A 25845-nucleotide genomic window follows, 5' to 3' on the forward strand; every position below is an offset into this window, starting at 1 on the left:
GCTACGATAAACTGAAATCGACCTTCCTCGCAGCCGTGCAGTTCGCCTCAATCATCATCCTGCTTAACTGACGACACGCCGTAAGGGACCAAAGCTTCGATACGGGCAATGCCGCGTTGTACGGCAGGTCGGCTCTCGATATCCGCGTACCAGCGGGCGACATGAGGCGTGTCGTCGAGCGTGATATTGGGAAAACTGCGACGCCACAGCCAACCGAAATGGGCGATATCAGCGATGGTGAATTCGTCTCCAGCTACGAACCGGCTTTTGGCAAGCACCCTGTCGAGGATATGAAGCGTCCGGTTTGCTTCAGTTGAGAAGCGCTCCAGCGCAATCGGTTCTGGTGCTGCTGCGAACCTTTGGAAAAAGCCGGATTGTCCGAAGGCCGGGCTGAGGCCAGAGGCATGAAAGAACAGCTGCTCAAAAACTCTGGCACGATCCTGCCCTGTGACGGGAAGAAGACGTCCTGTTTTCTCTGCGAGGAAAACGAGAATGGCGGCGGACTCCGTTAGAACAAAGGTCTGCCCTGTTTCCTCTGTTTCGGTAAGAACCGGCACTTTCCCATTGGGGTTTAACGTCAGAAATTCCGAAGTCTTCTGCTCCCCTTTACGGACGTTTACGCCATGAAGCGTGTAGGGAAGCTCAAGTTCTTCCAGTGCAATTGTCACCTTGACGCTGTTGGGTGTTGCGAAAGCGTAGACCTCAAACATCGGCGGTTTCTCCCTGTCTTGTAGAAGACAGGCCGGACATGACATGCCCCAGAAGGGTAGATGCAGCGTGCAGCAGGCTGCCTGTCAGCTGAAAAGCCAGAAGACTGTCTGCAACGACCAGTCCAGACGTAGCGCGTATGAATGAACCGGACATCTCTGGGCTCCTTTGAAACCCGGCCTGTCCGGGTTGATACCTAAGAGATGCCTCTTCCTTACTCGACAGGGCAGAGCGCTTGAGGCGATAAGGATCATTCCCTGGAGGAATATCATGGATCGCTATCAGGCAATGGCCGCGTTCATCCGCGTGGTGGACACCGGCTCGTTCTCGGCAGCCGCACGACAACTCGGCGTGGGGCAACCGGCAGTGTCGAAGACTATTGCGCAGCTTGAGGCGCGCCTTCAGGTCAGCCTGCTCATCCGCTCCACACATGGCTTGACGCCGACCGAGGCAGGACAGAACTTCTACGAGCGTGCACGAAATGCCGTTCAGGAGGCCGATGAAGCGGAGCTTGCCGCAAAGGGCGCTGGCGCAGGCCTGTCAGGCCGCTTGCGGGTTTCGGCGGCAACGACGTTTGCAAGGCTGCATATCATCCCAGAGTTACCGCGATTTCTTGCAGACCATCCTCAGTTGACCGTCGAAATCATTCTTGATGACCGAATGATCGATCTCGTGGCGGAAGGCGTTGATATTTCCCTACGAATGGGAACACTCACAGATTCCACAGCAATCGCCCGGAAGATCGCAACAGGACGACGCTCGGTCCTCGCTACGCCTGCCTATCTCAAGTGGGCTGGAATGCCGCGTTCTCCGGCAGATCTGACGAACCATGAAGCGATCATTTACAGCCAGTTATCAGCCGCCTGGTCATTCCGCCGGGATGGTGCCGCGGTGTCGGTCTCTGTCAGCGGACGACTTAAGGTCAGCGCTGCCGAAGGGCTCAGGGCCGCCGTTCTGGCGGATATGGGCCTGACCATCGCATCCGACTGGATGTTTGCGCCAGAACTTGAGAGTAGCGCAGTCGTTCGTGTCCTTGAAGCGTGGTCCCTGCCGACAATCGATCTCTGGGCCGTCTTTCCCGCGGGACGGCTGGTGACCGCCAAGGCCCGTCAGTTCTCAGATTTTGTGGAAAGCATTATGAAAACAGCAGACAAGTCCCACATAGAAGCGAGTGGTTCCTTTCAGTCCTCGTAACGCCCGTCACGCTCTGTTCTCCAGACGTCCCAGTAAAGAAGACCCAGAAACGGCAGGGCCAAAGAAACGGAAAGCTGCCGTGCACTGCCAGCCCGAGTGCTGCCATCACGGCCCCCCAGGTTGCAATACCAGATGCGGCTTTCAGAAGATTGGTTGTAATGACAATCGTCGGCATCGGTGTGCCGGAAAATTTTGCAATGGTTTCTCCCTGGACAGCCAGCAGGGCTGGAAGAATCACGAACTCGCCCCAGTATCGGTAAGAAGATGAATGAGCCGCCTGTGCCAGCACCATCAGGATCGTCATGAACAGAACGCCGTATGCCGGAAGCCAGAGAAGGCGCGCCAAGCTGGTCAGGACTGCACTGGCAAAGAAAATAGCCAGCGCACCGACCAGCAGGAAACCATGGGACCAGTTTCCCTGTACGAAGGAAGCGCCCATATGCGTGGTGTTTCCAGTCATCGCACCTGCGAAGACACCTCCGAGGTCCACGAAGCTCAGAGCATCTACATATCCTGCCACAAGACCCAGGATGAAGACGCGGCGACCGGAGACAGCAATGGGCATGAGGGAAGGCGACATCATGAATTCCGATATTTGACCCGGTCCAGACAAATCTGGCACGACATTCTTATTCCAGTTTTCCAGTCGTCGTCATGAGGGCCGAGGAAACGGCTTATACTGCTATGGACGTTCTCTGTGTCTGATGTGCCTTCTGCTCCTGTGAAACCATCTGCTCACCACAAGGGCAGGATCCATCATCTCAGACGAACAGCGCGTGCCAGGACAACACGCTGGCGCAGGATGAGTCTTTACTGGATCGGCGCTGTCCTTGTGGGTCTGACAGCCGTTTTGTTCGCCCGGCTGGGTGATCAGTGCGCGGACCTGCGGACGCGCTTCGTGATGTGGCATCCCGGGGCCATGCTTGTTCTCGCGCCTGCAGGCTTTGCCTTTATTACCTGGATGACGCGAACCCTTTTCAAAGGGTCACAGGGGTCATGAATTCCCCAGACGATCGCCACCCTCCACATGGGAAAATACGACGTTGTTGACCGTATTCTCACGTTGCGGATTTCTGCCGGGAAAATCATTCTGACCTGCCTTGGGCTTGTCTGCGGTGCCTCCATCGGACGTGAAGGTCCCAGCGTGCAGATTGGAGCGTCGATCATGCATGGTTTTTCCAGACTGCTTGGGCAATCCAATATCGCGTCCAAGCGCAGCATGATTCTGGCGGGTGGCGCTGCTGGAATGGCAGCGGCTTTCAACACGCCTCTGGCTGGAATTGTCTTTGCCATTGAGGAGCTTTCTCACTCTTTCGAGAAGAAAGCCTCAGGTCGCACATTGACGATCGTTGTGATCTCAGGTGTCACCGCTATCACCCTTATGGGGAACTATACCTATTTTGGTCATGCCGACGTCAACATCCCGGTGGGGACGGCGTGGATCGCCGTTCTCGTCTGCGGGATTGTTGGTGGCTTGGCTGGGGGAAGCTTTGCCGCACTCGTCATCAGGGCTTCCAGAGGCTTACCAGGGTCTGTCGGCCGACTGGCCAAACAGCGTCCGATCATGTTCTCGGCACTATGTGGCCTGCTAACCGCCGTGATCGGCCTGATATCCAAAGGCAACACTTACGGAACGGGCTATGTGCAGGCTCAGGCAATTTTTGCAGGGACCGACCACTATCCCGCCTCGTTCTTTATCCTGAAGTACCTCTCCATGCTGGTCTCGTACTGCTCCGGAATTCCAGGTGGTATGTTCGCACCCTCTCTTGCAATCGGAGCGGGAATCGGCGGATGGATCGAGCAGTTTCTGCTGCACACGACCCCTGGGGCAGTCGTGCTGTTGGGGACAGTCGCCTATTTCTGTGGTGTTGCTCAATCGCCTTTAACGGCGACGATCATCGTCATGGAAATCTGCGATAACCAACAGGTCACACTTGCCCTTCTGGCCACAGCTTTTCTGGCATTTGGTGTCTCCCGGATTGTTTGCCCTCAACCGCTTTATACCGCCTTGGCCGATAGATTTCTGGAAACGATGGACAAACCCGCCACGCCACCAAAGCCGCTGCCCGTCAAGCAAATGGCTGCCCCTGAGGAGAAATTACCCATCTGAGCTTGAGAGATGGGTGGAAGGGAACAGTCTCCGGACAACCCATTCCATCGTGAGCCCTTGTACGATGATTGTGAACACCACCACGCCGTAACAAACTGGCAACAGCAACTCGCGTAAGTCTCCAGGTGGCAGACCAAGCGCCAGAGAGACCGAGATGCCGCCACGCAGGCCGCCCCATGTCAGGATACTCAGGACGCGGCCCCGTTCCCATTGTCTGAGGTGGGCCGGAAGCGTCGAAAAGAGTACGCTCAGAGCCCGTACAGCAATGGACAGCGGGATAATGGCAAGCATCGCTAGAATTTCAAACAAATGCGGCTTAATCTCGAGGATTTCAAAGCCGATAAGCATGAACAACAGGACGTTCAGCACCTCGTCAATGAGGGTCCACGCCACGTCGAGGTCCTTGCGAGACGCCTCGTCGAAAATGGAATGGCTATAGCTTGTTCCAAAGCTGAGACCGGCCACAACGACGGCAATCGCTCCGGACATTCCAAACTGATTGGCAATACTGAAGGTTCCAGTGGCCAGAGCCAGCGATGTCAGCAGGTCGATATGTGGATCCCGCTGCCCCTTAAGCACCCGCAAAGCAATCCACCCGGTCAATGCGCCCAACAGACCACCACCGATTGCCTCCCGGCAGAAACTCAGTGCAATCTCAGAGGCCGTCACTTCTTGACTTCCCCCGGTTGCCAGCCCGATCGTGACACCGAAAATGACAACGCCCACGCCATCGTTGAACAGACTTTCACCCGCAAAAACAGCCTGAAGCGGTCCCGGCAGGCCCAGACGTTTCAGCATTCCCACGACTGAAACCGGGTCCGTAGGCGCGAGAATGGCACCGAGTACGATGCACCATGTGAAGGAAACGGCGTGTCCCAGCAGGGGAAAAACGTACCACGCTGCGACCGCAAGAAACGCGACAGCCAGAACGGTTCCCAGAATGGAGAGGGCTGTCACAGACATCAGCTTTGCTCTCAGATGGCCGACATTGACCTGCATGGCCCCGGCAAACAGAAGGAGAGACAACGCGCCATTCAGAAGGGTCGTAGGGAGATTGATCGCTCCAAGCATCGATCGTGGAAAAGCCTGAAGGTCGTAGGCCGGAAGCATCGGATTCAGAATCATGACCACAAGCGACGTCAGCAACGAGAAAATCAGAACACCAATCGTGACAGGAATACGCAGTGTGTGATGGTTGAGAATGCTGAAGCCTGCCGAGAGGGTCAGGAGCAGAGCAAGGAGGCTGATGGTATCCATGCCGTTACCGCTGGACACTTCCAGATCCTACGTCAAGGGAAACCGGTAATGTCCTCTGTGGATGGCTCCTGCTTTGCAAGAGAAAAGTGACATTCCGGCGTTGGTCGGGAGCAGTCTTCTGTTCGGCCTGTTGATGCAGTCGTTCAAAAGACTGCTGGCCCTGATGGAGTCCGCGAACAAGGTCCCATTCTGCTTATCAGGTTGTGACGCCTCGGACATTAAGTGGGTTGTCCCTGTTCCCGGCCTGACCGGTTTTGCCATTACGTCGCGTTGCTCCCGCAACCTCCTTCAGCCAGGGTCAACCAGCCGATCTCTCTGTGTTCCGTTCGCCTTCAGGCGGCCAGCGCTGGTATGTGGCCGACGCGATATGTTTCGCCACGCGCCATCAACGCCCAGACGATCCGCGCCATCTTGTTCGTCATGGCAACCGTCGCCACCCGAACTGGCTTGCGGGCCATCAACGATGCGACATGCGGCGGTGTCTTTTCCGGTCGCATTTTGAACTGCCGCACCATCGCGGTCGCTCCAATCATCAGCAGGCTCCGCAAATATTGATCGCCCAGTTTTCTGATCCGTCCGAGACGCTCCTTGCCACCACTCGAGTTTTGCAACGGCGTCAGCCCGAGCCACGCCGCAAACTAGAGCGCGTCCACTGAACTATGAATCGTGTGGGGTGACACAGAGCGTGGATTGTGATTCACCGTTTCCATTGATGGAGATGGTGATGGCGCGAGCATTGAGCGACGATCTTCGGGTGCGCGTTCTGGAAGGCGGAGCAGCGGGCGTGTCAGCCCGTTCATTGGCGAAGCGGTTCGGGATCGGCATTTCGACGGCGATCCGGTGGCTTCGGCGTGAGCGTGAAAGCGGCGAACGGGCGGCGCGCCGTCAGGGCAAGCCGCGCGGCTCAAAGCTGGACGGACATGAAGCTTTCATTAGTGGCATGATCGAAGCGCAGAAAGATATCACGCTCAACGAGATGGTGACGCGCCTGAAGTATGAGCAGTCTGTAGGGATCGGCCGCAGCATGATCAGCCGATGGCTGCGGCAGCGCGGGTGGACATTCAAAAAAAGACCGCACATGCATTGGAGCAGGAGCGCGAAGATATCCTGAAACGTCGGCAGGACTGGTTCGACGGCCAGCCTGACCTTGATCCACGCCGCCTGGTCTTCATCGACGAAACCTGCCTCTCCACGAAGATGGCCCGCCTGCGTGGTCGCGCTTTACGCGGAGAACGCTGTCGGGCAGGCGTTCCTCATGGCCATTGGAAAACCACGACTTTCACTGCCGGCTTGCGCCTCACGGGCATGACCGCACCCTTCGTGCATGATGGCGCCATGAACGGCGAGATTTTTCAGGCCTATGTAGAGCATGTTCTCGTGCCGACGCTGAGCCCGGGCGATGTCATCGTGCTGGACAATCTGCCCGCCCACAAGGTTCCGGGAGTGCGAAAGGCTATCGAACGAGTGGGGGTACAGATGATGTTCCTGCCTCCCTCCCTATAGTCCCGATTTCAACCCGATCGAAATGGCATTCGCCAAACTCAAGGCCCTTTTACGCGCCAAGGCAGCAAGAACCGTCACAGCCTTATGGGACGCCGCTGGATCAGTCCTGGATGCCTTTACTCCTGACGAATGCGCCAACTTCTTCACCGCCGCAGGGTATGAACCAGAATAAGGTAGACGTACTCTAGAACACGTTCTTCGCCAGATCGAGGCCGATCGTGGTAATCTCCATGATGGGTGGCTCCTTTGCTCGTGAGATCCTCGCGACAGATTCTCACACTTTGGCACTCAGATGCCGTGAGCAGGAGCCATCCACACCATCTGCTATCGGGAAAGCATGACAGGTCTTGGAACGGCAGAGATGAGGGCGACTGCCGCCTGTCTGCTCCTATATGACTGAGCGGACAGGCAGATCAGGAGGAGAACAGACTGTCCGCTGTCGAAGTGCCAAAAGACACAACCAGTCATTAAACAGTCGTATTCTCCCTCTTTTCCGCAAGTGAGCGTTTGAAAGGAGACAAATTAAAATGGATACACCGGGCAAGGTGACATTATACGAAGCGCGTCGCTAACATGCCAAAAAATATTGACATGAGTCAGCAGATAAGTCGTATTATGGCGGGACGGCAATGGACTCTGCCTGACTTCGTAATGAAGTCGAACCGCCCGAAGGGCTGATGACTCCTACCTCGCCATAGTGGCATGTGAGGGAGGAGTGCGTTCAGAGCCATGGGTCGTTTTCCGTTTTTTCAAAATTCTATTGTAGCCAACATTCTGACCGTTTTGCGTTGGAGTGGGCTTTTGCTGCCCATGGCGGCCTGTGTCGGCACGTTATGCGCCGTCTTCCTCTGGGCGCTTGATCACGTCACCGACTATCGCTCCACCCATCCCGATCTGCTGTGGTTCCTGCCGCTGGCAGGTGTAGCTGTTGGGCTGGCTTATCACTGGTTCGGACGCTCCGCTGAAGGGGGCAACAATCTGATCGTCGATCAGATCCATGAACCGAGTGGCGGTGTGCCCCTGCGCATGGCCCCTCTTGTTCTGATCGCCACCGTCATCAGCCACCTGTTCGGCGCCTCCGTCGGTCGGGAAGGAACAGCGGTCCAGATCAGTGGAAGTATCGCATCCGGGTTTGCCCGCCTGTTCCGGCTAGACGACAGCGCGATCCGCATCATCCTGATGGCCGGAATCGCGGCTGGATTTGGCGCGGTCTTCGGAACACCCGTTGCCGGCGCTGTGTTCGCCATGGAAGTGCTGAGTATCGGCAGCATTGACTACCGTGCCCTCGTCCCGGTCGCGGCGGCCTCAATCCTCGCGGATATGGTATGTCATGCTTGGGGCATTCGTCACGTCCCTTACAAGGTCGCGTTTGCCGGTTATCCTGATCTTTCCGGACCGATATTTCATACGGATCCGGTGCTGCTGCTGAAGGTTGGCCTGGCGTCCGTCTGCTTTGGCCTGACCAGCCTGCTGTTCGCGGAATCTGTTCACCGCCTCAGCCCGGTTTTCCGCCACGTTTGTCCTATTGCCTGGCTGCGCCCCCTGATGGCGCTTCAATCCTCAATTTCTTCCATCTGGATGACTATACGTGGAGTTGGCTATGGAAACTTGCCTTCACGGCCGCCGCCCTGTCGACCGGCTTCAAGGGCGGGGAAGTCACGCCCCTTTTCTTCATTGGCGTCGGTCTGGGCCATACGCTGTCCATCCTTCTCAGCGTGCCGACCGATCTTCTCGCGGCCGTCGGATTTGTGGCTGTTTTCGCGGGAGCGGCCAACACCCCCCTGGCCTGCACCTTCATGGAGGTCGAACTGTTTGGCGCGACGGATGTCATCTATATCGCGACCGGCTGTTTCATTGCCTATCTCTGCTCCGGTCATTCCGGGATCTACCTTTCCCAGCGCATCGGCATTCCAAAGGCCGCACATCCTCACATCACGGCGGGCATGGCGCTCCGGCAGGCGCGAGATTTCATCGGACGACGCGTCCGGAAAACTGACACACAGACCTCATGTGACCCAGCAGCACAAACCGGAAAATGAGCTATGCACGAGGCACCCACACTTCTGACAGAACCTGCCGGTATCCTTCGAATCTTCATGACGTCCGCATCACGGGCGCAAAACAGGCAGCAGAGGCCTTTTGCCCGCCTGTTTCAGCGCCGACCTCTCTATCGTGACATCGTCCTTGCGGCCCGGGCAGCAGGCTTTACCTACTCGAATGCCCACTTTTCACATTACGGCTTCTGGAAAAGCGGTGAAATCCAGCAGACACTGGGGGAAATCCCCAACACGCTTCTGTCCGTCTATGTCGATATTCTGGGCGACCATGAAGATCTGAAAGCATTCTGCCTCTCCCACGCAGCACTTCTGAAAGACACGTCGCTTTATTTCAAGCCCGCTGAATCCTGGCGTTTCGGTATGCAGCCGACGCCCTGACAGAGAGTGCGCCACCATCATTTCAGGAGCACAGACCATGCGTATTCTTGCCATCCTCGACCGTATCGAAACTGCAACCTATACTCTTGAGACCGCAGGAGAACTGGCCGCCCGTCTCGGTCATCCACCGATCAGGGTTCTCCATCCTGAACTTCAGGACAATCCCGATTATCAGACGCCTGATGAAGGAATGCCCAGCCCCGAAGAAGAAAAGCGTTTTGCGCAGAAGGTTTCTACAAAAGCTGATGTGCTGCGCGACATCTTCCAGAAATGGAACGCCGGTCTGACCGACCAGCAGACGGCCGAATGGATTGAAATCGCGGGGGATATCCGCAAGACAGTCGCCCGTGAGACCATGAATGCTGACATGGCCGTTCTCAGCCGTCCACGCTCTTCTTCAGACCCGGAGGAAGTCACGCAGGCCTTCAGCGGGGCCTTATATGATGCGGGTGCCACGGTGGTCGTGGCGCCGCTTCAGCATCATGAGACCGTTGGGGGGCATCCGGTGATCGCCTGGCATCCGTCCTCAGCCCTTGAGCGGGCCATGGCCGCTGCTCAGCCCTTTCTGGAGCGGGCATCCCATGTCAGTATTGTAATTGGCGAGGACCGGGTCAATGAGGTCACTGAACCGCCCATCGTGGAAGAACTCCGGCGGAAAGGCGTGATTGTCGCCATTGATCGCTTTGTCATTGCCTCATCCGATGTGGGAGAGGAAATCCGACAGCATGCCCTGAAGGCAGGTGGTGATCTTCTGGTCATGGGCGCCTATAGCCGCCCGCATTTCATCGAGTGGCTGTTTGGCGGGCCGACGCAGGATATCCTCTTACACGCCACGCTTCCGATCCTGACCCATCATTGACCGCAGATCGCAGGAAAGAGGCTTATGCTGCCCAATATTCTGCCGACACTCCTGATCGGATTTGGGGGTGCCACTGGCACATTGTTACGCTATTGGGTCGGTCTGGCCACCGCGCGCTGGAGCCATACCCTGCCCTGGGGTACGATCCTGATCAACTTCACCGGTTCGTTCGCCATAGCCCTGTTTGCAGCACTGACGGCGGCAGGTGGTCGCACGCATGTTTCCGACACGGCACGTCTGGTTTTTATGGTTGGGGTCTGCGGTGGTTACACCACCTTCTCCTCATTCAGCCTTCAGACCTTTAACCTGCTTCAGAATGGACATCCCGGTAGGGCCTGTCTGAATGTCGGGATTTCGCTCGTGCTCGGCATGAGTGCAGTCTTTCTCGGATTCATGCTTGCTCAGGCTCTCAATCACGCCCATCACGGACTCAGATCGTAAAAAGACGCTCGCGCATTTTCTGGCGGTTTGCCACCACCTCAAGGATATTCACCTCTCACGTTCGGAACGAAAGCAATGCCGACGAATCCGTCAGTCACCATGAAAACACGCGATCCCGTATGCGGCATGACGGTTGATCCAGGTGCCAGCCGGTTCAAGAGCGAGCATAACGGGCACAGCTATTTATTCTGCAGCGCGCACTGCCAGAAGAAGTTTGAGGCCGATCCGGCAGCCTTCATCAAGGCTGACAGCACGCCCCCGATGGTGTGGACATGTCCCATGCATCCCGAGATCAGGGAGACGCATCCCGGCAAATGCCCCAAATGCGGCATGACACTAGTGTCCTGATTCTGAAGTTTCGCTGATTTTGGTAGTACGGAGGCAGAATCGCTTGACGGCCTGCAGGATGTCGTCAGCGGACCTGGTCCATTTGAAGGGCTTGGGCTGTTCGTTATGGACGGCAATGAAAGCCCTGATGTCGGACTCCAGGGCTTCGGTCGAACGGTGGATGCCGCGCCTGATCTGCTTTTCAGTGACGAGAGCAAAAAACCGCTCTACCTGATTGATCCATGAGGCCCCGGTCGGCGTAAAATGAACGTGCCAGCGCGGGCGCCTGGCCAACCAGTCACGGATCAGCTTCGTCTTGTGGGTGGCATAGTTATCCATCACCAGATGGATATCGAGGTCAGTCGGCACATTGGTTTCGATCTGATCGAGGAATTTGCGGAATTCCGTGGATCGGTGCTTCGGGTAACACTTTCCAATAATGGTGCCGGTGGCAATGTCGAGAGCTGCGAACAGCGAGGTCGTGCCGTGGCGGGTATAGTCATGTGTCCGCCGCTCGACCTGTCCGGGCCGCATCGGGAGCATGGGCTGGCTGCGATCCAGCGCCTGGATCTGGCTCTTCTCATCCACGCACAGCACCAGCGCACGCTCCGGCGGTGCCATATACAGTCCAACGATGTCGCGAACCTTCTCCACGAAGAGGGGATCGGTCGACAGTTTGAAGGTCTCTGTTCGATGCGGCTGTAACCCGAACGCTTTCCATATGCGATGGATCGTTGACGGTGCATACCCCACGGCCTGCGCCATCGAGCGCAGTGACCAATGCGTGGCATCGCGCGGGGTTTCTTCCAGTGTCCTACGGATCGTCTCCGCGATCTCCTCGTCGCCGATCGAGCGCGGCGTCCCGGGGCGTGGTTCATCGTAAAGCCCCTCCAGACGGTCTACCGCGAACCGTCGGCGCCATTTGCCAACCGTGTTGATATCCGCGCCCGTCAGGTCACGGATCGCCCTGTTCTCATGCCCATCGGCTGCGGCAAGGACAATACGGGCTCGCCGCGCAAGCGCCTGGCCCGTCTTGCGCGCCCTTGCCAGAGACTCCAGTTCCTGACGCTCTAATGCCGTCAGTTCGATCGCAACCGCCGCACGTCCCATTCGATTACCCCAACCATCAGAATAATCATACAAACTTCTCGATCAGGACACTAGAACCTGTGAAGGAAGCGCAGGAAAAAGCGGCGCCCTCCAGGCGGGTGATGAACTGCCATTATGCGCTCCAACAGCCTTCCGCCGTTGGAGAAAGCAAGCCGGGGACGATCTGGACCTGCCCGATGCATCCGCAGATCCGGCAGGATCACCCGGGGAGCTGTCCGCTTTGTGGCATGCCGCTGGAGCCGGAGGAACCGACAGGAGCAGAAAGGGAAAACCCCGAACTGCATGATTTCAGACGTCGTCTGATCGTCTCCGTGTTTTTAGCCGTTCCGCTAATGTTCATCGCCATGGGTGGCGATGTCGGTCTCCACCTTGTTCCGAGATCATGGTCTTCCTGGGTTCAGCTTGCGCTGACTACTCCGATTGTCTGCTGGGCAGGACTGCCTTTCTTTCAGCGTGGGCTGGCCTCACTGCGGACCGGCCACTTCAACATGTTCACGCTGATCATGTTCGGCGTCGGCGCCGCGTTTGGCTACAGTCTGGCCGCAACGCTCGCACCGGGGACGTTCCCGGCCAGTTTCAGAATGCCCGATGGAGCCCTGCCGGTCTATTACGAGGCGGCGGGCGTGGTCGTTGCGCTGGTTCTGCTGGGACAGGTTCTGGAACTTCGGGCACGTGCCGCAACCGGTGATGCCATCCGCGCCCTGCTGGATCTCACACCAAAGCAAGCTCACCGTATCGGAGAGAACGGGCAGCCGACAGACATAACCGTGGACGCTGTCGTAGTCGGAGATCGACTGCGGGTGCTGCCGGGAGAAGCGATTCCTGTTGACGGCAGGGTGCTCGACGGCACGTCCAGCGTTGACGAAGCCATGATTACCGGGGAACCAGCGCCTGTCGCCAAAAAGGTCGGTAGCATGGTGACTGGCGGCACGATCAACGGCAATGGCAGCCTCGAAATCGAAGCACAGGCAATCGGCAGCGACACCATGCTGGCGCGGATCGTGAAAATGGTCGCCTCTGCCCAGCGCAGCCGCGCGCCCATTCAGGCCGTGGCCGACCGGGTCGCCGCATGGTTCGTCCCTCTGGTGCTGGCCATTTCCGCGCTTACTTTCATCGTATGGTACGTCGTTGGACCGGCTCCGCGCTTCGGGCATGCTCTTCTGAATGCCATCTCGGTTCTGATTATCGCCTGTCCCTGCGCGCTTGGGCTGGCTACGCCCATATCAATCATGGTCGGCACAGGGCGGGGTGCACGTGAAGGCGTTCTGGTCCGCAATGCCGAAGCACTTCAGGCGCTCGACAGGGTGGATACGCTGGTTGTGGACAAGACCGGCACGCTGACGGAAGGCCTTCCGAAGCTGATCTCCGTGGAAGCGGCCAATGGCTGGCCGGAAAACGAAGTGCTGCGTTTTGCCGCCTCTGTGGAGACACGCTCCCAGCATCCTCTCGCGCAGGCCATCACGCAGGCCCTGAAAGACCGGCAGGGCGTAACCGGCGCTCTCACCCATTTCGACTCCCGGCCGGGACTGGGCGTAACCGGCAATGTTGATGGCCATGCCGTTGTCGTGGGTAATGCCGAGTGTCTGAAACAGGCCGGTGCTGATGTATCCCCTGTTGAAGACAGTGCGACCGCGCATCGGGAAGCCGGAGCGGGTGTGATGTTCGTGGCGGTGGACGGCAGGCTCGCCGGACTGATCGCCGTGGCGGACCCTCTGCGCGCGGATACACGCGCGTCTCTCGCGGCTCTCCACAAAGACGGTCTCCGGATCATCATGCTCACAGGCGACAGTGACGCGACGGCGAAGGCTGTGGCAGCGCAGGCGGGCAATATCGCGGAGATTCATGCTGGCCTGAAGCCACAGGACAAGGCGGATATCATACGACGTCTGGAAGCGCAGGGCGCGCATGTCGCCATGACGGGCGATGGCGTGAATGATGCCCCCGCGCTCGCAGCCGCATCCGTCGGGATCGCGATGGGAACCGGCACCGACGTGGCGATCGAAAGCGCCGGGATCACTCTGACGCATGGCAGTCTGGAAGCACTGGTCCGGGCGAGATGGCTCGCCCATGCGACCATGCGCAATATCCGGCAGAATCTGGCCTTCTCTTTCCTGTTCAACGGGATCGGCATTCCGATCGCCGCCGGTGTGCTCTATCCGATCTGCGGGCTTCTTCTTTCCCCGGTTATCGGCGGCGCGGCCATGGCTCTGTCGTCCGTGACGGTTGTCACCAACGCTCTCAGGCTCGGCCGAGGAAAAGACCGAGCTTAGCGTTTTTCGGCTGCGGCGCGGGTGCGCAACGCCTCATAAATCGGCGCTTCACCCATGCCATCAGCAACGAACATCGCGGCAAAACTGCCCGAGAGCAGCGGAAGCAGCAGGCTGGGCGTATTGGTCATTTCCGTCACGAGAATGATCCCGGTCAAAGGCGCCCGCACCGCTCCAGCAAACATCGCCGCCATACCGACCACAACAAAGGGTGTGGTCCGCCCCGCCAGCGTGGGTGCCAAAACATGAGCCAGATCTCCGCAGCCCAGCCCCGCCAGAGCCCCCAGAGCCAGCATGGGAGCGAAGAGGCCACCCGGCGTTGCTGCGGCATAGGAAAGCGAGCCGAAGACCAGACGCAGGACATACAGTCCCGGCAGCATTGTCCAGATCAGCGTTCCGTCGATGGCGCTTTGCGTGATCCAGTCGCCTCCACCGGCAAGGTGCGGTGTAAGCCAGACGATCAGCCCACCGATAGCGCCAATAACCGTAGCCCGAATTTCCACGCCAATATTCATCCGTTCAGCCAGCCGTAACGTGGCCAGAACTGTCCGGTTGTAAACGACAGAGAGCAGGCCAACTGCAAGCCCCGTCAGTAAAAACAGCAACTGTGTTGAGACGCTGATGACCATGGGACTGTCGGCCACCATAAAATCAGGATCACCGCCCAGCAACGCGCGGGCGACAAGGATGGCGGACACGGAAGCACCGAGTGCGGAACAGGCGGTTCGCGCCTCGAACCTGCCGACCAGTTCTTCCAGAACAAAAATCGCGCCAGCGCCCGGGGCATTGAATGCTGTTGCCAGTCCAGCCCCGGCGCCAGCCGCCAGCAACGAACGGCAATCCGCTGGTCCCAGCCGTAACAGCCGGCCAATCGTATTGGCGGCCGTTGCGCCCATCTGCACGCTAGGCCCCTCGCGCCCCAGCGCCAGTCCCCCGCCGATGGCCAGCAATCCTCCGATGAACTTGACCGGTATCAGCCCGACAGAAGCAGGTGTTGCCAGTCCGGCCAGAACGGCCTCGACATGAGGGATCCCGCTTCCAGAAGCCAGAGGTGCCAGTCGCCTGACCATCCAGGCCGCGATGAAAGCCGTGATGCTGCCGATCGCAATCATCATCAGACCGGCGGGAAACGGGTGCGCGGCATCAAGCGCCAGAGCTGTTCTCAAGCCCGCTGCATGTTCCAGTAACAGCCGGAATGTTCCACAGACCGTTCCGACAACGACACCAGTCAGGATGGAAAGGAGGGAGAGCATAGTGAGGCCGCTAGGCGGCTGGATCATCACCGAGTGCTGTGTTTCGTGACTATAAGTGGTGTCTGACATCACCTTGTTACCACATTATCATCGTTGCAAAATCGGCGATGACAATCGATTCTCCCTGAAGTCTGAAAAAAGTTCAGCATGTTTACTCTTATATCGACAACGATATCAGATCGGTGTCAAAGCATGCGAAATCGCCTCGATGGGCTTCATACTCTGGCCGAAACGAGCAATGGATGCACGGTCCTTCTCAAGCGCCCCATAAGGCAGATACCGGACTTTCAGATCGGCTATCCTGCTGAAGGCCGGCCGCCGCAACTGTTCCCGCACGTCAGCTTCCCGCTTGTCTGGTGCCACAAGAAACAGGCCCTCCAAGGCCTGCGCCTCTGACCCGAGAGCAAGATCCAGCATTCGCACGATACCGGAATAGATGGTCGTTGAATGCTCGATTTCGAAGGCTGCAACAATCCTTTGGCTTTCCCGGTCCAGCCAAAGCACATCGATCAGGCGCACGGATTCCGCTCCCTGCGTTGCTGTCGTGAAGCCCGGCAACACCGACAGGCAGCCGTCCCCCAGCTTGCCGTCCTGCCATGGACGACTGCGATCGTTGGCGGCAATCCAGACATCGTAACCCAGAGAATGCCCCAGATCACGAAGCCAGCCCTGAATCTCGGTATGGGTATGATCCGTTTCCCGCTCCGCAGCGAGGATCCGGGCCTCTTTTGCGCTCTGCTCCCTCACCTGGTAAAGATCGGCTTCCCAGAGTTCCCGCGCTGTTTTGTCATTCTCGAGAGGCGGAGCTGAATAGCGTCCGCTTCCGAGATCAAATAGCAGTCCACCAATTGCGCCCAGATCATTGGACAACAGCGAACGATAGGTCGCATTCAGCTTCAGGATGCCCTGCCGCATGGCAAGATAGTCCTCCCATCGCCCCAGCTTCACCTTTGATCCGGTCAGGGCATTATAGCCCTTCACGATCGCCGTATTGAAAGGCGGCATGATCGTGGGATGCAGGAAATAGAGCAGATTGGCGACGGCTGGTCCCAGTCCCTTTATCTTGCGGGCATCGATTGCATGAATGGCCGAGACCACATGCTCTTCGGTATTGCAGCACAAACAGGTATCAAGAAGCTGCCCGAATGCTTTCTGGTTGGCAGGACTTTCATAGATATCGGGAATGCGCAGCTTCGGCTTCCACAGGAACGCGTGATCTGCTCCCTTGAAAATCTGACGCTGCTCAGCAATCGAATGAACAACCGTTTCCAAGGATGAGCCACGATAGGCAACCCCGAATGTGCCATCGGCAATCTCGGCAACGACCTGCTGCAGACCGCGACGGATAGACCGGAAGTTCTTGAGGCGCTCATCCCACAAAAACCAGCTCCGATAGGTGCCTGCCGGATCGTCCCGCCAGCGAAGAATGAGGTCTCGAATAAGGTCGGTCATCAGTCCAGAAGCTAGAATTACATTCGCTTTTGACACTGATTATAACAGCATCTCACGTCAATGCGGATAATCGCAAGGCTTGGCGAGGTTTCAGATCCTCATGTCCGCTTTCCGGAACGTCGAATAGCTCCGCTTATGACCGGGATGAGGGCGAAACCAGCAGGTCGCTTACCTACGAATTTGTCAGTAATTTTACCTGACTTATGCAGGTGCGAACAGATTTTTCGATGCGGAGCACGTCGTCCGTCGCAGCAAGATCCAGCGTGACACCATGGAATACCGTCATGATCAGTGTTGCAAGTTCCTGCCCCGGCCCATCCTTGATGCCAAAGCGCTCCAACAAGTCCGAGATATGTTTCAGCCATTCATCGGCAATCCTTCGCGCATAGCCGTTGTAACGCTCAGGATTATTGACGGAAATTCCGAACATTTCATATAGTAGCCGTTCCATGCGGCGGTGCTTTGGCGCAGCCAGCCAGTCCCAGTGCCGGTTCAGCGCATCCTCCAGTGAGGACGCATCCTCCTGAACCGCGCGAAACTCTTCGTAAACCCGTTCCCTGACGGTATCAAAAATCAGGCAGAGCAGGTCCTCCCGTGAGCCAAAATGGTAGGCGATGTTTCGGGGGCTTGAACTCACCGCCTCAGCCAGCGGTCGCAACGAAAAATCAGAAATCCCATGTTCCCAGACATAGGCAATGATCCTGTCCAGTAATCGGCTTCGGATATCCGGATCAACAGGGCGTCCCATCAGAGCTCCCTGACCGACGGTTGCTGATCCCGATCACGGAGAGGTGTTTTTACCACGAACGAGGTATAAACAATCATGATCCTGCCTTGCTCCCTGAATGCATAGTTACTGGATGGCCTCAGTTCTGCAAAGGCACGTCCAGACAGGCAAAATAGCGTGCTCCCGGAATCGGGCACAGCCTGCAATGAGAGAAGCGCTTCACAGAAGGGAACATTCCAATGACCCAGAGCAGAACCGAAACCGATAAACAGGCGACCATGGCACAGTGGGACGCACAGCAGCGTGCGGCTGCGTCTGGAATCCTTCATGATATCATGCCGGTACAGGCCGACGATCTTGTATTGACAGGCGGTGAGACTGCGTGGCATTCTATCGGATGTTCCGTGAAAAAAGGTCAACATTTCAGTGTATCGTCCACGGGGGCGAATATTGTTGACCGGGAGCATGCCGTTCTCATTCAGCCCAAATATGCGCTCTGGATCAGGATTGGTGGACAGGGTCCGATTCGAAAAATCATCTTCGAAAAAGAAACGGTATTCCGTGCATGGACGGATGGAGAGGTTGAGGCCTTCACCAAGGCCCTTTCCCTATGGGCCAGTATGGATGGGGCAGTCCTGCCCGGACCACGGAATGCCTGCGAAGGTGGGATTGGTGTCTCGGTCCGGCTTACTGATGCATCTGTGACGCACATTCAACCACCCGAACACTGGACGTTCATGGATATTTTTGGAGAGGTCACGATCTTTTCCGGGGCCCGCACTGATATTACCGTGGATACCCATGACGGTGATTGCTGTATTCTTGAGACGCCGGTCGATATTCCACTCAACGACAGAACACGTCTGTCCTGGTCATGGCTGGTAGACAAGCTTCCTTCTGAACTTCCGGAAGACCTCGTTCTGACCCATGATTATATCAGCGTAGCAGTTCGGTTCGATAACGGGCGTGATCTGACCTATATGTGGAGCAAAGAGCTTCCAACCGACTATCATTTTGTCTGCCCGTTGCCTTGGTGGTGTGACCGGGAAACCCATTGGATTGTTGAAAGTGGCACAGAGAAACTTGGGCAATGGCAGGATGCCGTCCGTCCCGTTGCATCTGATTACCGTAAGGCTATTGGCGGCCCCTTGCCGGGTCGGATCGTTGCGGTCTGGCTGATTGCGAACTCGGTTTTCCAGCGGATCGGTGGGAAGGCGCGATTTCGAAATATCCGTTTGTCTGAAGATGGGACAGACAGAACAGTCACGGCAGGAAGCGGATTACGATGTTATAGTGTGAGATGAACGCTATGTCACGCTTGGCGAGGCCGATGTTGAATAATTAAAGGACCGGTATGAGGGCAATTCTGTTGAAAAAGTCGCGACAGAGCTGCTACGCAGCAATCAGGTTCGATATTGCAACATTTAGAATGCTGTAATCATGGGAAATTTTCATTCCTGATCGCATACGAAATCCTAAACGGACACCTCGACCTGACTTTTTCAACAGAATTAAGGCGGAAGCGGACATAGCTCTGGATACATAAGCTCCACGCTTTATGAGGGTAGGGGTATTTATTTTAGTAAGAGGTCATGCGTGTGCCGAAAAGAGTTCATTAAAACAGCTTATTAGCCCCGCTTTGTTCTCAACTTGCGGTTGCCGCAAGTTGAGAACCAATCCTGCCCCCGCAACCCAATCTCTATGTCCTATAAGAAATCTTATGCCAACAAACGACCGGATACACCTGCAGGGCTCGTGATAAGACGCCGGGATACCGGGACGCTGATCGTCGCGCGCCACCCGAAGCCGTCGGCGTAGCAGTTCGTCGCAGAGATCCTGATGCGGTGACAGATCTTTGGCTTCACCCAGCGGGACGAACACGGCTTCGGACAGATCGAAGAACACGCCACGCTCGATCAGATCCAGAAGTCAGTCCTCCAGCGTCGACAGTAGAAACACCTCAAAGCGCAGGCCGCCCTCCCGTGCCGCAATGGCCTTCACACCCTCAAGACTCGATCATGGCGACATGGCCACGAAGCCACGGCTTCAGATGCTCGAAATCAAATGTTCCGGCGGCATAAAGACCGAGAATAAAGTCTTCCGTTTCACCGGCGCCAGCCGTTAAGCACGCGCCGTTGATGGCCAGGAAGGTCCAGGTCACGGCAAAAGCCGTGCGCTTGTTGCCATCAATGAAGGGATGGTTCTGCGACAGGCTTTCCCAGAGCGCCGCCGCTTCTTCGACCAGGTCGGCATAATAGCCAGTCTGCAGCCGGAAAAGCGCCGCTTCCAGCAAACCTCGATCTCGAATCCCCGTAGCTCCGCCATAGCGCCCGATCTGATCGTCATGAATCGCCAATACCTCGATGACGGTCAGATAGTCCGTCACTCGGCCAGTTTCCGGTAGAGCGGCGCGAATTCCTCATGGCTGGCCTGGTAGGCGGCCATGACATGGACACGCGGACGCTGCTGTTTCCGCTTCTCGACCAGATCGGCCAGCGCCTCATCAACCAGGGCCTGGAGTTGCCGCCCTTCGCTCCGGGCCAAATCGCGCACCGCCTGCAGGATCTGCGGATCGACTTGGGTCGCGAATTTCTCACGCTGCGGGGTAACCATGACACCTCTCCTGTTGGATGTTTTACCATATCATGACAGATCATGATCCATCAAGAAATACCCGTACCCTTCCGCGATAGGGAACAATTATCAGAGATAGCGATGCGCGACGGCCTTCTACGTCAAACCTGCCTATCAAAGAGATGGTCCATACACCACAAAGAGGACACTTCCGGTAGAGCTGCTTCTCCTTTTGCAATCAAACGCCTAAACACGAAATTCCTGACAGTCCCAAGGGCGTCCGACATCGTGCGGACCACGCGACCAGCCAGAACCTGGTCCAGTACGTCGTCAGGGATCATGGACTTCTTGCGTCGGGCCATGATGCTTCTCCTTCCTCAGCATCACACCAAACACACGAAATTCAGGATAGGCCCTTTGCCAGTTTTTGTTCAGGACAACTCCTTACCGTACGTTTTCGACCATCCTCTCACCGGCCCCCGTCAATGCGCTCGAACACGAAAAGACCGCCAGCCGCGCCGGACAGATTGCCGACAGGCTGCTCTGCCTGGATCTTGTGATCCTTGATGAACCCGGTTATCTCCCCTTCCGCGCATCTGGTGGCACCCTGCTGTTCCATCTGCTCAGCCGCCTCTACGGACGCACCAGTGTCATCATCACAACCAATCTGAGCTTCACTGACTGGGGAGACGTTTTTGGTGACCCGAAGATGACAACGCCGCTCATCGAGAGGCTGACCCATCACTGTCATATCCCCGAGACAGGAAATGACAGCGACAGGTTCCGCGCCAGCACTACCGCGTCAAAAAACAGAAAGGATAGCCCCCCTTCTTGACCGCCCGCATAACTGTGCCTGAAATAGCTTCTGGATGGGTCAATTCCTAATGGAAAACCCGGGTCATGTATGGATGCCCGCGTTCGTGCAAGCAGATGCGCTGAACAGTAGAGGCGTGTGATCGGATTCGGTCATGTATCAGGCCTTTGGGTGTGATCTGAACATGACCACTGCCGGTATGGGCTACGCAGATCTGGCGCAAATCAATTCTGCGAACTCGAGGTTCATTGACCCGAATGCTTTTCCAGACCCGTTCTTTCCGATCGTTTGTCCTTACTGTTCGACGACCTCATCACACGCTGACATACCGCGCGTGGCTACCGACTGATTGTCAGGCGGCCACCGCGCGCGGATCTCTGAAAAACTCTTCCCGTGTCTCCATGGCCCAGAGCGACCGGGCCATTTTATTAGCCAGGGCAATGGCAGCCAATTGACGGGGCTTGCGGCGCAGCAGCCGCCCGAGCCACGTATCGGCGTCGGGCGTCTTCTGGCTGAACCAGCGAATAACGGACATGGCGCCGATGATGAGCAGGCGCCGGATGTCACGCTGTCCCATCTTCGACGTATGCCCCAGAGCCTGTTTGCCGCCGGACGAGTACTGTTTCGGCACCAGGCCCAGCCATGCCGCGAAATCCCGACCGCGGCGGAATGTTGACAGGGTCGGCGCGAACGCCTCGACCGCCATGGCCGTCACCGGGCCGATCCCCGGCATGCTCATCATCCGTGCCGTTCTGTCGGAATCGCCGGCCTCCTTCCTGAGCGTTTTCTCCAATGCCGAGATTCGCCCCGAAATCTATTCGATATGATCGAGATAGAGGCGGGCCATCTCTACGACCAGAGGCTCGATCCCGGTTTCCGCCGTCTCGATGATCCGTCCCAATTCCTGCACGTTCGTAATTCCCTTGGCGGCGATCACACCATGTTCCGCCAGATGAGCCCGGAGCGCGTTGATCATCTGTGTCAGCTGGCGCACAAACATGTCACGCGTCCTGAAAACCATAGCCCGAGCCTGCTGTCGTTCCGTCCTGGGTTCCACGAAGCGCATCGTCGGACGGCTCGCCGCCTCCGCGATGGCTTCGGCGTCGGCCACGTCGTTTTTCTGGCGCTTGACAAAAGGCTTCACATACACCGGCGGCACGAGCCTCACGTCATGTCCAAATGCACCGATCGTCCGGGCCCAGAAATGAGCGGTCGCGCAGCCTTCCATCGCAACGACGCACCGTGGCAGCTTCGCCAGAAATGTCGTCACCTGAGCGCGCGACAGTTTCTTGCGGAACGCGACGCTTCCGTCCGCCCGGGCGCCATGAAGCTGAAAAACCCGCTTTGCGAGATCGAGGCCAATAATGGTAACTCCGTCCATGGATGCCTTCTCCTTCTCGTGACGTTATTCAACAACATCACCTTGGCACATCGCGATGCCGTCGGGAGCGGGCATCCACCCCATCAGTTCTCAGTGAAAATCAACATGATGTCTTTCTGCGCTTCGTTCATGCCGACAATGAACGCTTCATGCGCGTCCGGCCGTGACCCGCGCGGCTTGCCCTGGCGACGGGGCGTCTGCTCGCCGCTTTCGCGTTCCCGACGCAACCAGCGGATCGCCGTCGAAATCCCAACACCGAACCGCGCCGCAATCGAGCGGGCTGACGCTCCCCCAACTCCAGCTTCCAGAACCCGCTTCCGAAGATCCTAACTCAATGCTCGTGCCATCACCGTCTCCATCAGGAAAAACGGTGAATCACATCGCGCCCTCACTGTCACCTCTCGATTCAGAGTTCAGTGGAACCGCTCTAGCTGGGCGCACGCTCAGTCATGAAGCGAATGCCAAGTGCCATGAAGGCAAGCCCCGCGCAGCGATCGATCCAACGTCGGCATCGCAGAAACGCGGTCGAAACCCGCTCATGGCTTAGCACCATCGCAACTAGAGTAAACCAGCCGACAGCAATAGCAAACATGGCAACCACGCAGGCAAGTCCCAGCTGGACCGGGGCGTGCTGCGGCATAGCGGCGGCGAAAAGGCTCGAGACAAAGACGGGGGCCTTCGGGTTAGCCAGATTGGTCAGAAGTCCTGTGCGAAAGCCGCCGAAAATGGGATCAGTTGATGCGGTTGTGGCATCCGCCGCGCTGGACTTCCAGCTTCCGATCAACAGCTTGCAACCAGCTATGAACAGATAGAGCCCACCGCCAACTTTGAGTAAAAGATAAAGCCAGGGAGCGGCATAAAACAGCGTACGGATCCCGAAAAACCCGCATATCCCCCAAATCGCGACGCCGGTTGCGATCCCCAGCGTCGCCCGCCATGCCGCCGATCGGCCCCGCAGAACAGCAAGGCGCGTCACAAGCAGGAAATCCAGTCCAGGTACAATCATAGCGATCAGCCAGAATGCCGAAACAGCGATAACGACAGAAAGATACTGCATCAGGCTCATGTGATTGTTGGTCCTTGGAACAGTTTTTACTTAGCAGACTCTAACGAACTGCACGCATAGGCCATGAGGCGCACAAATTTTGAACATTCTTTCATTCAACGCGAGCACCTGACGACGTCCGCTTTCGGAAAAGCACTCTACAGCTTCAAATGTCTGAAATGAAGGCGGAAGCTGCCTGTTTCCTAATTTTTTATCTCCGAAAATTACCATTTGACGGTCACTGGATGACGTGTCCAATCAGACTGCCTTCTTCAGCACTCAGCTTGCCTTGAAGCGTACGGTCTTGCCAGCCTTCACTTTCACAGGCTCACCGGTGCGGGGATTGAGCGCCTTGCGGGCCTTGGTCTTGTGGGCCGTGAACGTCCCGAAGGATGGCAGCGTGAACCCGCCCTCCTGCTTCAGTTTGGCGACAACGGCCCCAACGAGGTCATCGGCGGTCTTGGTGGCGACAACGCCGGTGCAGTCGAGAGAGTCCTGAAGAATGGCGGCGATGAAGGATTTGCTCATGCGGGCACAGGTCCGTGTCGTGGTCGATTCCAGAAAACGGTAGCAGCGCCCTGTCGCCCCGTCACCGCACAAACGCACTTTACTCCTATGCAAGTTCTTCTATCCCAGCGCCCTACGACCCAAGAGACTTGTTGCGCTTCCATGTCCATGCCTCTTTCTAATTGACCCCGTTGATTCATTGCCTCTCACGGGAGGCCAATCACGGGTTGTGGGCCGGTTGCAGAAGGAAGACGAGGGGTTCATCTGGTCGCGTACGAAATTATTGATCTCTCTCATCTGCTGGCCGATGTGGACAATCGGTCGTTGAAGGCCGCCCTTGACGCCGATCAGGATTATTTGCCGGGAAATATCGTAGTGAAAGCGCGGAATTTCCATTAAACGCCAGCAGCCATCCAAATGAGGGTAATCCCTGAAAAATATGCATGCCATGCAAGCCCCATACTAATTTTATCTCAGTACTGACACGCAGGCTGCATCATGAGGCAGGTCCATGCCGTAGGCTTCGCTGTAGCGCGAAGCAAAAGCTTCCCGCTCAGCCCGCGTCGTGCGGCCATAGAGAGGTGATGTTGTGGACGGCCCCCGCACGAAATGTGCGAGGATGAAATCGTCACCGTCTGCAACGCATGGAGCCACCTATGGGAACGATTTCGACGATTGGCCTCGACCTGGCCAAGAATGTTTTTCAGGTGCATGGGATCGATAGTCTTGGGAACATTCTCGTACGCCGTCGCTTACGGCGCGGTGAAGTTCTCCGATTTTTCGAAACACTCCCACCATGCCTGGTCGGTATGGAAGCGTGTGGCACGTCGCATTACTGGGCGCGCTCAATTGCGGCTTTCGGACATACGGTCAGGATGATGCCGCCGGTCTATGTGAAGCCCTACGTCAAGCGGGGTAAAACTGATGCCGCTGACGCCGAGGCGATCTGCGAGGCGGTGACCCGCCCGACGATGCGCTTCGTGCCAGTCAAGTCACCGGCTCAGCAGGCAGCGTTGCTTCAGCACAAGACGAGGGATTTGCTGGTGCGTCAAAGAACCATGCAGGTCAATGCCCTGCGGGGGCACCTTGCCGAGTTCGGTATTATATCGGCAGCTGGCGTCGCGGGCCTGAACCAGATGATTACATTGCTGCATGCGGAGCAGGAAATGTTGCCCGAGCCCGCTCGGAAACTGTTTCAGGAAATTGTCGCGCATCTGCGGGCTCTTGAGCAACGCATCGACGATATCGAGAAGCAGATCGTCGCGGAACATCGGGCAAGCAGTGTCAGCCGTCGGTTGGCTGGCATTCCCGGTATCGGCCCGATCACTGCCAGCGCGATCGTCGCGGCCGTTCCGGATGCCTCGACTTTCCGGTCAGGCCGTCAATTCGCTGCGTGGCTCGGTCTGACGCCCAAAAGTCACAGCAGTGGTGGCAAGGAACGACAGGTTGGCATCAGCAAACAGGGGGATAGCTATCTCAGACGCCTGCTCGTGCTGGGCGCCACGGCGGTGATCCGTCTTGCACGCAAGGAAAACGCCAGTCGTCAATGGGCTGCAAAGTTGCTCGAGAAGAAGGCGGCGCGTGTCGTATCTGTCGCTCTCGCCAACAAGACTGCCAGGATTGTCTGGGCACTTCTCACAACGGGCGATGCATACAGCGCCAGGAGCGCCTGAAAGAATTCAGAGATCCGCCCTCGTCGAACACCAGAAGCGACGAAGGTGAATGTGCGGAGTGGTGAGATATGATGGCGAACCGGTCAGGCCGGGGAGAGGATAAACCCGACGGGACCAAGCGCAGCAAAAGCGGGACTATCCTGAATTTTGTGCGGTGCAGTGATAATCTGCTCGAAGAGGAGCCCCCGCATGAGCATTGATAAAGATA

The 25845-nt window shown here is 57.2% G+C and carries 18 protein-coding genes, 11 pseudogenes and 1 riboswitch; of the genes and pseudogenes, 12 read left to right on the plus strand and 17 right to left on the minus strand.

All coding sequences use genetic code 11. From position 1 onward, the window contains the following. Nucleotides 1-47: 47 nt before the first annotated feature. Both MSKU9_RS08255 and MSKU9_RS18555 read right to left on the minus strand, forming a co-directional pair. Nucleotides 48-710, minus strand: coding sequence for a glutathione S-transferase family protein (locus tag MSKU9_RS08255; RefSeq protein WP_141260837.1), 663 nt, complete (start codon nt 708-710; stop codon nt 48-50). Next, a complete protein-coding gene (locus MSKU9_RS18555) occupies nt 703-864 on the minus strand; it encodes a hypothetical protein (RefSeq protein WP_154670671.1) in 162 nt (53 codons plus the stop codon). Before MSKU9_RS18555 ends, MSKU9_RS08255 begins: the two co-directional genes overlap by 8 nt. Before the next feature lie 114 nt (nt 865-978). Here MSKU9_RS18555 and MSKU9_RS08260 point away from each other — a divergent pair, with 114 nt between their 5' ends. Then, complete coding sequence (locus tag MSKU9_RS08260; RefSeq protein WP_141260838.1) at nt 979-1902, plus strand: LysR family transcriptional regulator; 924 nt, start codon at nt 979-981, stop codon at nt 1900-1902. Here MSKU9_RS08260 and MSKU9_RS08265 read toward each other — a convergent pair. Continuing rightward, nucleotides 1890-2482, minus strand: a pseudogene (locus MSKU9_RS08265) (YoaK family protein). The gene MSKU9_RS08260 and the pseudogene MSKU9_RS08265 sit on opposite strands and share 13 nt — an antisense overlap. A gap of 222 nt (nt 2483-2704) precedes the next feature. On the opposite strand from MSKU9_RS08265, the pseudogene MSKU9_RS08270 reads away from it, so the two are divergent. After that, nucleotides 2705-4012 (plus strand): annotated as a pseudogene (locus tag MSKU9_RS08270) (chloride channel protein). Here MSKU9_RS08270 and MSKU9_RS08275 read toward each other — a convergent pair. The 3 genes and pseudogenes from MSKU9_RS08275 to MSKU9_RS18905 form a co-directional block, all read right to left on the minus strand. After that, a complete protein-coding gene (locus MSKU9_RS08275) occupies nt 4001-5269 on the minus strand; it encodes a cation:proton antiporter (RefSeq protein ID WP_141260839.1) in 1269 nt (422 codons plus the stop codon). The pseudogene MSKU9_RS08270 and the gene MSKU9_RS08275 sit on opposite strands and share 12 nt — an antisense overlap. 332 nt (nt 5270-5601) lie before the next feature. Further along, a pseudogene (locus MSKU9_RS18900) lies at nt 5602-5730 on the minus strand (IS110 family transposase); the annotation flags it as partial. Between the two features lie 62 nt (nt 5731-5792). Beyond that, nucleotides 5793-5907 (minus strand): annotated as a pseudogene (locus MSKU9_RS18905) (transposase); the annotation flags it as partial. 86 nt (nt 5908-5993) lie between these two features. On the opposite strand from MSKU9_RS18905, the pseudogene MSKU9_RS08285 reads away from it, so the two are divergent. The 6 genes and pseudogenes from MSKU9_RS08285 (at nt 5994) to MSKU9_RS08310 (ending at nt 10855) form a co-directional block, all read left to right on the plus strand. After that, nucleotides 5994-6944: pseudogene (locus MSKU9_RS08285) on the plus strand (IS630 family transposase). Nucleotides 6945-7388: 444 nt separating this feature from the next. Then, nucleotides 7389-7466, plus strand: a riboswitch (Fluoride riboswitch). 116 nt (nt 7467-7582) lie between these two features. Beyond that, nucleotides 7583-8811: pseudogene (locus MSKU9_RS08290) on the plus strand (voltage-gated chloride channel family protein). 57 nt (nt 8812-8868) lie between these two features. Next, entirely contained in the window at nt 8869-9207 is a 339-nt protein-coding gene (locus tag MSKU9_RS08295; protein WP_227002416.1) for a hypothetical protein, read from the plus strand. Between the two features lie 37 nt (nt 9208-9244). Beyond that, nucleotides 9245-10066 carry a universal stress protein gene (locus MSKU9_RS08300; RefSeq protein ID WP_141260843.1) on the plus strand — a complete coding sequence of 274 codons (822 nt, stop codon included), beginning with the start codon at nt 9245-9247 and terminating at the stop codon, nt 10064-10066. Nucleotides 10067-10090: 24 nt separating this feature from the next. Continuing rightward, complete coding sequence (crcB, locus tag MSKU9_RS08305; protein ID WP_141260845.1) at nt 10091-10507, plus strand: fluoride efflux transporter CrcB; 417 nt, start codon at nt 10091-10093, stop codon at nt 10505-10507. Between the two features lie 75 nt (nt 10508-10582). Further along, nucleotides 10583-10855 carry a heavy metal-binding domain-containing protein gene (locus MSKU9_RS08310; protein WP_141260847.1) on the plus strand — a complete coding sequence of 91 codons (273 nt, stop codon included), beginning with the start codon at nt 10583-10585 and terminating at the stop codon, nt 10853-10855. On the opposite strand, the gene MSKU9_RS08315 is transcribed toward MSKU9_RS08310, so the two are convergent. Beyond that, nucleotides 10844-11944, minus strand: a complete 1101-nt coding sequence (locus MSKU9_RS08315) for an IS630 family transposase (protein WP_141260848.1) — start codon at nt 11942-11944, stop codon at nt 10844-10846. The genes MSKU9_RS08310 and MSKU9_RS08315 overlap by 12 nt on opposite strands. 155 nt (nt 11945-12099) lie before the next feature. On the opposite strand from MSKU9_RS08315, the pseudogene MSKU9_RS08320 reads away from it, so the two are divergent. Then, nucleotides 12100-14214 (plus strand): annotated as a pseudogene (locus MSKU9_RS08320) (copper-transporting P-type ATPase); the annotation flags it as partial. On the opposite strand, the gene MSKU9_RS08325 reads toward MSKU9_RS08320, so the two are convergent. From MSKU9_RS08325 to MSKU9_RS08335, 3 genes are all read right to left on the minus strand, one after another. Further along, a complete protein-coding gene (locus tag MSKU9_RS08325; RefSeq protein WP_227002417.1) occupies nt 14211-15377 on the minus strand; it encodes a chloride channel protein in 1167 nt (388 codons plus the stop codon). The pseudogene MSKU9_RS08320 and the gene MSKU9_RS08325 overlap by 4 nt on opposite strands. A gap of 261 nt (nt 15378-15638) precedes the next feature. Next, nucleotides 15639-16916 (minus strand): type II restriction endonuclease, encoded by a 1278-nt coding sequence (locus MSKU9_RS08330; protein ID WP_141260852.1) that lies wholly within the window; start codon nt 16914-16916, stop codon nt 15639-15641. 172 nt (nt 16917-17088) lie between these two features. Beyond that, entirely contained in the window at nt 17089-17664 is a 576-nt protein-coding gene (locus tag MSKU9_RS08335; RefSeq protein WP_141260854.1) for a TetR/AcrR family transcriptional regulator, read from the minus strand. Between the two features lie 218 nt (nt 17665-17882). Here MSKU9_RS08335 and MSKU9_RS08340 point away from each other — a divergent pair, with 218 nt between their 5' ends. Then, complete coding sequence (locus tag MSKU9_RS08340) at nt 17883-18947, plus strand: DUF3047 domain-containing protein (RefSeq protein WP_141260855.1); 1065 nt, start codon at nt 17883-17885, stop codon at nt 18945-18947. A 701-nt stretch (nt 18948-19648) separates the two neighbouring features. On the opposite strand, the gene MSKU9_RS08350 is transcribed toward MSKU9_RS08340, so the two are convergent. The 3 genes and pseudogenes from MSKU9_RS08350 to MSKU9_RS19010 form a co-directional block, all read right to left on the minus strand. Then, nucleotides 19649-20029 carry a type II toxin-antitoxin system death-on-curing family toxin gene (locus MSKU9_RS08350; RefSeq protein ID WP_141260857.1) on the minus strand — a complete coding sequence of 127 codons (381 nt, stop codon included), beginning with the start codon at nt 20027-20029 and terminating at the stop codon, nt 19649-19651. Then, complete coding sequence (locus tag MSKU9_RS08355; RefSeq protein ID WP_012555428.1) at nt 20026-20256, minus strand: hypothetical protein; 231 nt, start codon at nt 20254-20256, stop codon at nt 20026-20028. The genes MSKU9_RS08350 and MSKU9_RS08355 overlap by 4 nt, the downstream gene beginning before the upstream one ends. A 197-nt stretch (nt 20257-20453) precedes the next feature. Further along, nucleotides 20454-20579: pseudogene (locus tag MSKU9_RS19010) on the minus strand (IS256 family transposase); the annotation flags it as partial. Between the two features lie 86 nt (nt 20580-20665). On the opposite strand from MSKU9_RS19010, the pseudogene MSKU9_RS08365 reads away from it, so the two are divergent. After that, nucleotides 20666-21052 (plus strand): annotated as a pseudogene (locus tag MSKU9_RS08365) (ATP-binding protein); the annotation flags it as partial. Nucleotides 21053-21383: 331 nt separating this feature from the next. On the opposite strand, the pseudogene MSKU9_RS08370 reads toward MSKU9_RS08365, so the two are convergent. The 4 genes and pseudogenes from MSKU9_RS08370 to MSKU9_RS08380 form a co-directional block, all read right to left on the minus strand. Next, nucleotides 21384-22412, minus strand: a pseudogene (locus tag MSKU9_RS08370) (IS110 family RNA-guided transposase). Nucleotides 22413-22513: 101 nt separating this feature from the next. Beyond that, nucleotides 22514-22720, minus strand: a pseudogene (locus MSKU9_RS18910) (IS630 family transposase); the annotation flags it as partial. Nucleotides 22721-22839: 119 nt separating this feature from the next. Further along, a complete protein-coding gene (locus tag MSKU9_RS08375) occupies nt 22840-23478 on the minus strand; it encodes a LysE family transporter (protein ID WP_193557665.1) in 639 nt (212 codons plus the stop codon). A 258-nt stretch (nt 23479-23736) separates the two neighbouring features. Then, the gene (locus MSKU9_RS08380) at nt 23737-23985 is read right to left on the minus strand and encodes an HU family DNA-binding protein (RefSeq protein WP_141260864.1); all 249 of its coding nucleotides are present in this window, start codon (nt 23983-23985) and stop codon (nt 23737-23739) included. Between the two features lie 635 nt (nt 23986-24620). Between MSKU9_RS08380 and MSKU9_RS08395 the strand changes: the two genes are divergently transcribed. Continuing rightward, nucleotides 24621-25637, plus strand: a complete 1017-nt coding sequence (locus MSKU9_RS08395) for an IS110 family RNA-guided transposase (protein ID WP_110532177.1) — start codon at nt 24621-24623, stop codon at nt 25635-25637. Nucleotides 25638-25845: the final 208 nt, after the last annotated feature.

The sequence above is a fragment of the Komagataeibacter diospyri genome, assembly GCF_006538165.1.
GTDB lineage: Bacteria > Pseudomonadota > Alphaproteobacteria > Acetobacterales > Acetobacteraceae > Komagataeibacter > Komagataeibacter diospyri.